The sequence below is a fragment of the Brachyspira catarrhinii genome (assembly GCF_005518285.1).
Classification (GTDB): Bacteria; Spirochaetota; Brachyspiria; order Brachyspirales; family Brachyspiraceae; genus Brachyspira; species Brachyspira catarrhinii.
Genome location: NZ_SJDU01000057.1, coordinates 1 through 9,513, shown reverse-complemented (window position 1 = coordinate 9,513; position 9,513 = coordinate 1). Strand labels below are relative to the sequence as shown.

Annotated in this window: 10 protein-coding genes; 1 reads left to right on the top strand and 9 read right to left on the bottom strand. The window is 31.3% G+C overall.

Going from position 1 to position 9,513, the window contains the following annotated elements; translation table 11 throughout:
* The 9 genes from ftsH to EZH24_RS03560 form a co-directional block, all read right to left on the bottom strand.
* Positions 1-1,697 (bottom strand): ATP-dependent zinc metalloprotease FtsH (gene ftsH / locus EZH24_RS03600; RefSeq protein ID WP_137997762.1); only part of this gene is annotated, 1,697 nt, incomplete at its 3' end.
* Between the two features lie 71 nt (positions 1,698-1,768).
* Complete coding sequence (locus EZH24_RS03595) at positions 1,769-2,437, bottom strand: NlpC/P60 family protein (protein ID WP_137997761.1); 669 nt, start codon at positions 2,435-2,437, stop codon at positions 1,769-1,771.
* Between the two features lie 99 nt (positions 2,438-2,536).
* On the bottom strand, positions 2,537-3,100 hold the full coding sequence (locus tag EZH24_RS03590; protein ID WP_137997760.1) for a DUF4390 domain-containing protein: 564 nt from the start codon (positions 3,098-3,100) through the stop codon (positions 2,537-2,539).
* A 26-nt stretch (positions 3,101-3,126) separates the two neighbouring features.
* Complete coding sequence (locus EZH24_RS03585; protein WP_137997759.1) at positions 3,127-4,707, bottom strand: peptide ABC transporter substrate-binding protein; 1,581 nt, start codon at positions 4,705-4,707, stop codon at positions 3,127-3,129.
* A gap of 86 nt (positions 4,708-4,793) precedes the next feature.
* Complete coding sequence (locus EZH24_RS03580; protein ID WP_137997758.1) at positions 4,794-5,696, bottom strand: class I SAM-dependent methyltransferase; 903 nt, start codon at positions 5,694-5,696, stop codon at positions 4,794-4,796.
* Between the two features lie 63 nt (positions 5,697-5,759).
* On the bottom strand, positions 5,760-6,056 hold the full coding sequence (locus EZH24_RS03575) for a hypothetical protein (RefSeq protein ID WP_137997757.1): 297 nt from the start codon (positions 6,054-6,056) through the stop codon (positions 5,760-5,762).
* Positions 6,057-6,118: 62 nt separating this feature from the next.
* On the bottom strand, positions 6,119-6,691 hold the full coding sequence (locus EZH24_RS03570; protein WP_137997756.1) for a class I SAM-dependent methyltransferase: 573 nt from the start codon (positions 6,689-6,691) through the stop codon (positions 6,119-6,121).
* Positions 6,684-8,159, bottom strand: a complete 1,476-nt coding sequence (nusA, locus tag EZH24_RS03565) for a transcription termination factor NusA (protein ID WP_137997755.1) — start codon at positions 8,157-8,159, stop codon at positions 6,684-6,686. Before nusA ends, EZH24_RS03570 begins: the two co-directional genes overlap by 8 nt.
* A gap of 53 nt (positions 8,160-8,212) precedes the next feature.
* A complete protein-coding gene (locus EZH24_RS03560) occupies positions 8,213-8,776 on the bottom strand; it encodes a ribosome assembly cofactor RimP (protein ID WP_336596087.1) in 564 nt (187 codons plus the stop codon).
* Positions 8,777-9,028: 252 nt separating this feature from the next.
* On the opposite strand from EZH24_RS03560, the gene EZH24_RS03555 reads away from it, so the two are divergent.
* A partial coding sequence (locus tag EZH24_RS03555) for an MBL fold metallo-hydrolase (RefSeq protein WP_236847056.1) occupies positions 9,029-9,513 on the top strand: 485 nt, incomplete at its 3' end.

Here is a 9,513-nt window from a genome sequence, read left to right as displayed (position 1 = left end):
CTATAATCTTTATGTCGCGCGATTTCTTTTCCCAAAAATATAGGCTGTTCTTTCTGCCCAAACGCGATTGGTCCTAATTTGCTCATCCCCCATTCGCAAACCATTCTTCTTGCCATTTCCGTCACTCTCTCTATATCGTTTGAAGCTCCCGTAGTAACCGAATTCTCTCCAAATTTAAACTCTTCGGCGACTCGTCCTCCCAAAAGAAGCGACATTTCGTCTATGGCTTTTTTTCTTTGCAAAGTATATCTTCCGTCTGGAGGCAATGTCCATGTGGCGCCCAAACTTCTTCCTCTCGGCACGATTGTCACTTTATGCAAGGAATCTGTATTTTGGAGCAAAACCGCCATTAAAGTATGTCCCGCTTCATGATAAGCGGTATTTAATTTTTCTCTCTCGCTTATGAGTATGCTTCTTCTTTCGGGTCCCATCATAACCTTATCTCGCGCTTCTTCAAAATCGGGAAGTTCCACTCTCTGTTTGTCGTTTCTTGCGGCGATTAAAGCGGCTTCATTAACCATATTTGCAATATCCGCTCCAGAAAATCCCGGAGTCGCTCTCGCCAAATGATACAAATCTATCGAAGGGTCATGTTGTATTTTTGAAATATGCACTTTAAATATTCCCTCTCTTCCTTTGACATCGGGCAAATCCACGACAACCTGCCTGTCGAATCTTCCGGGTCTAAGCAATGCTGGGTCCAATACATCGGGACGGTTAGTGGCGGCAAATATTATTATTCTCGTGTCTGTATTGAATCCGTCCATTTCGACTAACATTTGGTTTAAAGTCTGCTCTCTTTCGTCATGTCCGCCTCCGTATCCCGCTCCTCTCGTTCTTCCTACGGCGTCAAGTTCGTCTATAAAAATTATACAAGGAGCGCTTCTCTTTCCTTGCTCGAATAAATCTCTAACTCTCGAAGCTCCAACTCCGACAAACATCTCGACAAATTCTGAACCAGACATACTGAAGAACGGAACATTTGCCTCGCCAGCGACAGCCTTTGCAAGCAATGTTTTTCCCGTTCCCGGAGGACCCACAAGTAAAACGCCTTTCGGTATTTTAGCTCCCAATTTAGTAAATTTTGCGGGGTCTTTCAAAAATTGCACGACTTCGACTAATTCCTCTTTTGCCTCTTTGCATCCTTCCACATCCTTAAAAGTGACTTTTACATCTTCTTTAGTTAATAATCTCGCTCGGCTTTTACCAAAACTCATGGCTCTGTTATTAGAACCTTGAACCTGCCTAAACATGAAAAACCATAATAAAAAGCCTATCGCAAGTATCGGAAGCAAATTAATTAGAATTATGCTTAAATAACTCGGTTTATTTTCTTCTCCTTTAACCTTTACATTATTTTCTATAAGCAAATCTACAAATCCGCTCGCCGAAAAAGGTATATAAGAATAAAAACTCGTTTCGCTTATTCTTCCATTAACCGTTTCAAACGCTTTTCCATCTCTTATATTTTGGTCGACTATAGTCACTTCGGTTACAGCGCCTTCTTTGACTTTTTGCACTACCGTTGAATAATCCCATTCTACTGTTTTCGTTTGAGGAGTTTTTTGAAAATACATAACCGCCATCACGACAACCATTGTGAGAAGCAGAATTATTATTATTTGATTTCCTCCGCCTCCAGCTTGAGGCATCGGATTTCTTCTATTTGGATTTTTATTATTTTTTTTATTGTTCATATATTCTCCAATTAAATTCGATTTATATTTTTAATTTTCCTATTTTTAAATTTTTTATTAAAACTAAAACTTTAAGGCAAATCTAAAATAGTTCCGTAGCTATTGAAACATTTTGAAGCTAAAGAATCGACTCCGCCTCCTCGCCTCAAATAACTATTTATTACCTTTCCGTCTTTTCTTGCCAAATCGGGATATTTTAAATTCATATACCCTAAAACGAGTCCTCTGCTTGTGGACGCGTGAATATAACTCACCGTTTCGTCCTCGTCCACATCGACAACTATTCCCGCATGAGTAAGTTTGCCCGTTTCGGATGTAGTTCTGTCAAACATAATTATATCGCCTATATTCGGCAAAGAGTTATTATACAATTTTTTATATTTTTCTAAAGTGGCGTAAATAGTTTTTACTCCGCTTTCTCCCAAAACCGCCTGCTTTTCGAATACCGCTATATTTGAAGTCCAATAAACAGCGGCTACAAAACCCGAGCAGTCAAAATTAAAATTCTTTTTTTCTTTAGAAACGGGATGCGTTAGCTCGTCTTTTTCGTTATATTTATAATGTTTGCCCAAATAAAGATTAGCGTATTTTTTTATATCCTCTCTAACCTTTTTTTTCTGTTCTTCGTTTATTTCGACTCCGCTTTCGTTTAATTGTTCTTGATATTTTTTATCGTATCCGTAATTTTGCGCGAAAGCGAAAGAAGATAAAAATAAAAATATAATAATATAAAAACGCATATTCGTCTCTTTTTTAATAGAAAATAATTTTATAAGATATTTTTAAAAAGTCAATATAACTTATTTATATCTTAAAATTATAAAATCGGATTTTTTCTTTTAAATATCATATAATTCTCCGATTTTAAACTCTTCCGACTTTAACCATTTGATTCTATATTGCAAAGGAGTTATAATATTAAAGAATATTGACAAATACGGAAAAGCGTTTTGAAATCTGATTGATAATCTCGTCTTAAAAAAATAAATATCGTTTTCGTTTAATTCGTTTATATCGGCAACTTCTATTCTGCTTATTTGGTATAAAGTCCGCATCAGGATGTAAAAATTAGAGTTTCTCGTTTCAAGCGAAGTGTCCGAATTTACCGCCACATATTCTTTAGTGAAAAAATCATAATAAATTCTTCTATTAAAATAAATTTCTTTAATATTTTCGTTTATAAGAAAATTCTTTTTTACAAAATCTACTCGAAAATTCAAAAATATTATTATTCCGTTTTCCACATATCTTTTTAGATTTTCATCGACTTCCATATTTATTCCTACATAAGCGTCAGCGTATAAAATATTATTGTCAATATAACTTCTCGAAAAATGAAGCCGAATTTCATAGGAATATAAACAAACGGACGATATTAAGAATATTATAAATATTTTTTTCATATTATGCTTTTATTTTATTTACTTAATTATTTAACTAAATAAGAATAATGAAATCTATACTTTGACAAAGGGTCCAACTTATAATCTCTTAATTTTTTAGAAACCATTAATGGATTTGAACGATAATGTATCGGTATAATAGGCATATCGTTCATAAGTATTTCTTCCGCATTATGAAGCATTTGCATTCTGTCTTTTGCATTAACCGTTTTTTGAGCTTCTTCAAGCAAATTATTATATGAGTAATTACTGTATCCAGGGTTACTTGGAGCATAACTTAAATATAAATCCAACATAGTCATAGGGTCGTTATAATCTCCTGTCCATCCGCTTAATACCATTTGATAACTTAAATCTCTAAAACTTTGAAGTATAACCGACCATTCTCTTGGTATTATAACAGCGTCTACATTAATATTTTTCCACATCTGCTGTATGGCTTCTACCATAACCACATTTCCTTCGCTTGATACCAAAACTTCTATAACGGGATAGTTTTTTCCGTTAGGATAGCCCGCTTCTGACATTAATCTTTTAGCTTCTTCCACATTTTTTTGATAATCATTAACATCAACGCTTATATAGTTGCCGCCATTAGCCCTGAATTTGCCTTCATAATCGTCTATCAAGGGAGGAACAAACGCTCCAGCGGGTATGCCTACAGATTTATTAACCGTATTAATTAAATAATTTCTGTCTATTGCAAGCGCTAAAGCTTTTCTTACTCTCGAATCTGTAAAAGCTTTATTAGTTAAATTTATTTCAAAGAATACGGTGCCGTATGCTTGATTCATAACTATTAAATTTTCTTTCTCAAGTTCTTCCAATTCTTGCGTAGGAACTAAATTTGAAAAATGAATATCCCCATTTCTAATTCCCGCCAATGCCGTATTTCTATCTGAAATCATTTTTATAGTTATATTTTTAGCTACCAATTTATCTTTATCATAATAATTAGTATTAATTTCCATAACTATTCTATCGTCAATAACTCTCTCTTTCATTTTATAAGGACCGTTGCATATATAACTTTCGGGATTCAATACCCAAGCATCGCCAAACTCTTCTACAATATCTTTTCTTACTGGCAAATACATATCGGCAAGTTCCAAGAAATACGCCGTAGGATTTTCTAAAGTTATTTCCAATGTGTAATCGTCTATTTTCTTTATACCGAGTTCTTCAATTGGAATTTCGCCTTTAGTTATTTTCAAAGCATTTTTTATCGGTTTCATCAAATGTCCGTAAGGAGAGGCAGTGTTAGGGTCTACAAATCTTCTATAACTATATAAAAAATCGTCCGCCGTAAAATCTTTGCCATCGCTCCATTTTGCATTAGTTCTCAAATAAAAAGTATATATAAGTCCGTCTTCGCTTATATCGTATCTTTCAGCCATACCAGGAACTATTTTACCGTCTTTATCTTTCTTCATTAATCCTTCAAAAAAATGCCTTATATAAACCGTTCCAATATTGGCGGTATTTAAATGCGGGTCTATAGTTGCGACTTCTCCGCCTAAAGAGATTACTATATTATCATCATTTTTAGGATTACCGCATGATAATATTACCGTGAATGCAAATATTATGTTTATAAGTCTATTCATTTTATTCTCCTTTTTCAAATTAAATAAAATTTTTATATTTCAACATTTATAGAAAGTATATATTTTATAATCGATATGTCAATAAATTAATTTCCCGCGATTATTCTTATATTTTCTCCAAAAGTCCAAATATCTTTATTGTCGTCATAATCTATAAAAACGGACTTTGGAAAAATAACCGTTTTCAAGGCGAATATTGAAAAATTAAAAAAATTATCTATTGAAGGAAGTCCGCCTTCCAATAAAGTTATACGAAGTTTTTCATTATTTTTATTTACATTATAATTATTATATTGATATTTTATTATTTTCAAACCGCAATTTTCCGCAAAACATTTTAAATTATCCATATTAAAATTAACCGTATGAGTCGTTGTTAAATATTTAATAAGCGTTTCATAGGAACATTGATTTTTCGATTGATTTATCATTGGAGAATTTGGAACTTCTATATAAATAAATCCGTTGTCGTTTAACATCGATTTTATTTTTAATAGAATTTCTTTTGGCTCTTTAAAATGTTCTATAACATGCGAAAGTATAATAATATCGTATTTTTGATTGTCTTCCAAAAAATTCGGTTTCAAATCTATATTATATTTCTTTTTAGCGTATTCTCTCGCATTATCGTTAAGTTCGTAGCCGAATACTTCGCATCCGTTATTCTTAAAAATATTTAATAATAATCCGTCAAAAGCTCCAATTTCGCATATTTTTTTATTATCGCAATTCACGGCGTTTTTTATAAAATTGAATTGATTTAAGCATCTCGCGTATCTCATTTTGCTTTTTGCAAACTCGAATATTTTATTTTTTATTCCGCTATGATATTCGTTTTTATATAATAAATAAATTTCTTCATCGCTTGGAGATTCGATAAAGTATAGCAAACATTTTTCGCATTGATAAACATTTTTATTTTCTTTCCAAATTCCTTTAATCTCGCCAATTTTATCATATTTATCGCTTCCGCAAACTTTACATATCATATTATTTTTTACGCCTATAAAATTTTTTATTTAATTTTATAACGCATAAACCGTATGTCAATATTAATTATCTTTTGTGGCGATTATTCTTATATTTCTTCCAAAATTAAAATCATTAGAAATTTTATAATCTATAAAAGCGTTATTTGGATTAAAACAAATTTTAGAAATGAAATACAAAAATGGAATTAACGATTTGAAATCCAATTTGCCAAGCCATATATTTTTCTTCAAATTGTCAATAATATTGTATTCGCTGTAGCAAATATCCAAAATCTTAAAATTGCATTCTTTGATTAAAAGAGAAATATTTTTTTCGTTAAAATGAACGGTATGTTCCGTTTCAAAAAATATTTTCATATCTTCTTTTGAAACTATTTTATAATTAGGAGTATATGGAATTTCAATAAATAAGAGGCTATTTACCCCCCCCCTATGAAATTATGAATATTATTTAAAATATATTTAGGATTTATAAAATGCTCCAAAATATGCGACATTATAACTACATCGTATTTATTTTTATTAATATCTTTATCTTTCAAAAAATCTTCTTTCATTTCTATGCCGTATTTTTTAAAAGCGTTTTTTCTTGCACTCTCGTTTAATTCATAACCGAAAACATTAAAATTTTCTTTTTTAAAAAGAGAAAGCAAAAGTCCGTTAGACGCGCCTATTTCCAAAACATTTAAATTATTAGATTTTTTAATAAATTTCTTTATATAATTAAATCTGTTTAAAGCTCTCGCATATTTCATTTTATCGTCAATGAATTTATAAACGGGACTTTTATTTTTTATATAGAAATCGCTTTTATATAAAAATTCCATTTCTTCCCGCGAAGGCTTATCTATAAAATAAAGTTTGCAATTAGGACATTGATAAACATTTTTACTTTCTTTCCAAATATTTTCGACAATATCGACTATATTATTTTCGTTTACTTCCGTCTCGCATAGAGGACATATATTTTTATTAAAATTTATTCTATTCAAAAGATAGTTCCACTCCGCATTTTGGACATTTAGTCATATCTTCAGTTATCGTAGAACCGCAATTAGGACATTCGTAAACTTCTATCTCTTCTACAACTTCTTCAGTCGTTTCGTAACCTTCTTCGTCCGATTCCACAACTGTAACAATTTCTTTAAGAGTGTTTATTATATTGTCAACGATTTCTTTATCCAAATTGGTTTTTTCAATAATTTCTTCGGCAGACATTCGATAAAGTTCTTCTATTGAATTGATATTATTATTAATCAAAGTTTCTATGACTTCTTTATCGATTCCCGAAAGCGAATAAAGATTGCTTGAAAGTTCGCCGCTTTCTTCTTGAACGATTTCTTCCATTTCTCCCGCTTCTTCCGAACTATCGGCAAATATTTGGCTTAAAGGAACTAAATCTTTCAATAATTCTGGATTTTCTTTAATATCGGTTTCCGTTTTCAAGTCGAAGTTATATCCCGTGAGTTGAGAGGCAAGTTTGACATTATAACCGCTTTTGCCGAGCGCGAGAGTTAATTGTTCGTCTGGAATTATAATCATTGCCTCTTTATCTTCTGGCTCGGTAATTATTATTCTTATAGGTTTCGCTGGAGCTATCGCTTCGGCTATATATTCTCTTATATCTTTAGACCATTTTACTACATCGATTTTTTCGCCTTCTATCTCTTTAATTATAGATTGAATGCGAATTCCTTTCTGCCCTATGCAAGCGCCGACTGGGTCCACTTCGGGCTTATTTGAAACTACCGACATTTTTATTTTTAGTCCGGGCTGACGAACGATATTTTTTATTTCTATAGTTCCGTCCGCTATTTCGGGAATTTCAAGCTCGAAAAGTTTTTTTATGAAATCGCCTTTGCTTCTCGTCAAATAAATAGTCGGATGTCCGCTTCTATCGTTTTCCACTCTGTAAATATAAGCTCTTATTCTGTCGCCAACCGAATAATGCTCTCTCGGAGATTGGTCTTTTTTTAATAAAACGCCTTCGGTTTTACCCAAATTGACATAAATATTTCCTCTGTTTTCCCTTTGAAAATATCCGTTTACAATTTGATTTTCTCTTCTTTTGAATTCGTTATATATAATATTTTTTTCAAGTTCCGAAATTTTTTGAAAGAAAGTAGTTCTTGCGACATTGCTTTCGATTCTGCCAAACTCTTCCATTTGGTCGACTAATATCAAAACTTCGTCTCCCAAATTAATATCGCCGTCAAGTTTTTTAGCCTCTTCCAAAGAAATTTCTTTTTTTTCGTCTTCCACATTTTCCACAACTATTACCGCTCTATAAATTGTCGGATTATTTTTTTCGTCAAAATTGATGTGAAAGTTGGTGTCGTTTCCGTATTTCTTTTTCAACGCCAAAATTATTGTTGACGATATAACCTCTTTAAGAAGGTCGATACTAATATCTTTTTCATCGGCAAGCATTTGTAAATAAGTTCCTACATTTTCAAACATTTTTTATCTCCGTTTTTAATTTTTTATTTTTCTTAAAATTATTTATAATATTTTTAACAATTTAATCTCGCTTTTATAATATATTCTTTTAAAATTTTCTTTAATTCTTTATCTTCGTTTTCAAAAATAATATAATCTTCTTTTACTTCTTTCAAAATTCCGCTTTCCGTTATAGTTTTATCTTCTTCATTATTATTTATTCTATATTTAATTTTTACTTGCATATTTTCAAAAAGTTCGAATCTCTCTTCGATTTTCCATCTAAAGCCCGCGCTCGAAACCGTAATAGTATAATCGCCTTCGTCAAATCCCGCAGATTTTATTACCGACTGAATTACTCTCGTAGCCTCGATACAATGACTATGAGATACGCTTTCGTTTTTCTTAAAAATCACGGCATAAACTTTTTTATTGTCTTTTATAGCGCCAACTTTAAGATTAAGCAAATATATTTGACTTTCTTTTTCCAAAATATCTTTACTCTTTTCAAATAAAATCGTTTCGTCTACAATATTAATTTTTTCATTTGTAGATTTTTTTAATTTTTTATTTTTATCTTTATTTTCTCCTCTTCCGTATTCTTTTTTTCTTTGAGGTTTAATTTTATTATTTTTCATTTTTATAACCGCAAAATTTTTATCAAATTTATTAATCAATAAAATAAACAATTAACGAATAAAAAAAGAGCGTTGGCTTTTCCGATTTGCGAAAACAAAACCAACCCTCTTAATATAAACATTTCATTAAAAGTAGTTTAATTATACACAAGAAATAATTTTTGTCAAGTATTAAATTGATTTTTAATTAAAAAATTGTAAAATAATTTGAATATATATTATAACAATAATAAAATATAATTGGAGATAAAAATGAGCGAATTAAAAATTGACTGCATAAATATCAATGTTTACGGAATGAATTCTTATATAGTTTCAGTTGATGACGAGGCTATGATTATCGACATGGCTAAATTATCTTTCGGATACGAAGATTACGATAAATTGCTTGAAGGCAAAAAATTAAAAAGAGTAATTTACACTCACGGGCATTTTGACCATATATCTGGAAGCGATGATATAAGAGAAAAATATAAAGGAGTAGAGCATTGCGTTCATGCTTTGGATTACGATTTTTTTAACGACACAAAATTGAACGCAAGCGGATATTTCAGCGGAGGAATAAAATGCCAAGCTCCCGAAATACAATTCAAAGACGGCGATACTTTCAAATTAAAAGACATCGAGTTTAAAGTTATTCATACCCCGGGACATACGAGAGGCGGAGTCTGTTATTATGCGGACGGACATTTATTTTGCGGAGACACGATATTTCTTACGGAATCGGGAGAACGGAT

Bases quoted from the DNA above. Each gene is read 5' to 3' on its own strand.
- EZH24_RS03580 (WP_137997758.1), bottom strand. From the start codon at position 5,696: ATGATATGTAAAGTTTGCGGAAGCGATAAATATGATAAAATTGGCGAG.
- EZH24_RS03575 (WP_137997757.1), bottom strand. From the start codon at position 6,056: ATGAAAATATTTTTTGAAACGGAACATACCGTTCATTTTAACGAAAAA.
- EZH24_RS03560 (WP_336596087.1), bottom strand. From the start codon at position 8,776: ATGAAAAATAATAAAATTAAACCTCAAAGAAAAAAAGAATACGGAAGA.
- EZH24_RS03595 (WP_137997761.1), bottom strand. From the start codon at position 2,437: ATGCGTTTTTATATTATTATATTTTTATTTTTATCTTCTTTCGCTTTC.
- EZH24_RS03590 (WP_137997760.1), bottom strand. From the start codon at position 3,100: ATGAAAAAAATATTTATAATATTCTTAATATCGTCCGTTTGTTTATAT.
- EZH24_RS03585 (WP_137997759.1), bottom strand. From the start codon at position 4,707: ATGAATAGACTTATAAACATAATATTTGCATTCACGGTAATATTATCA.
- nusA (WP_137997755.1), bottom strand. From the start codon at position 8,159: ATGTTTGAAAATGTAGGAACTTATTTACAAATGCTTGCCGATGAAAAA.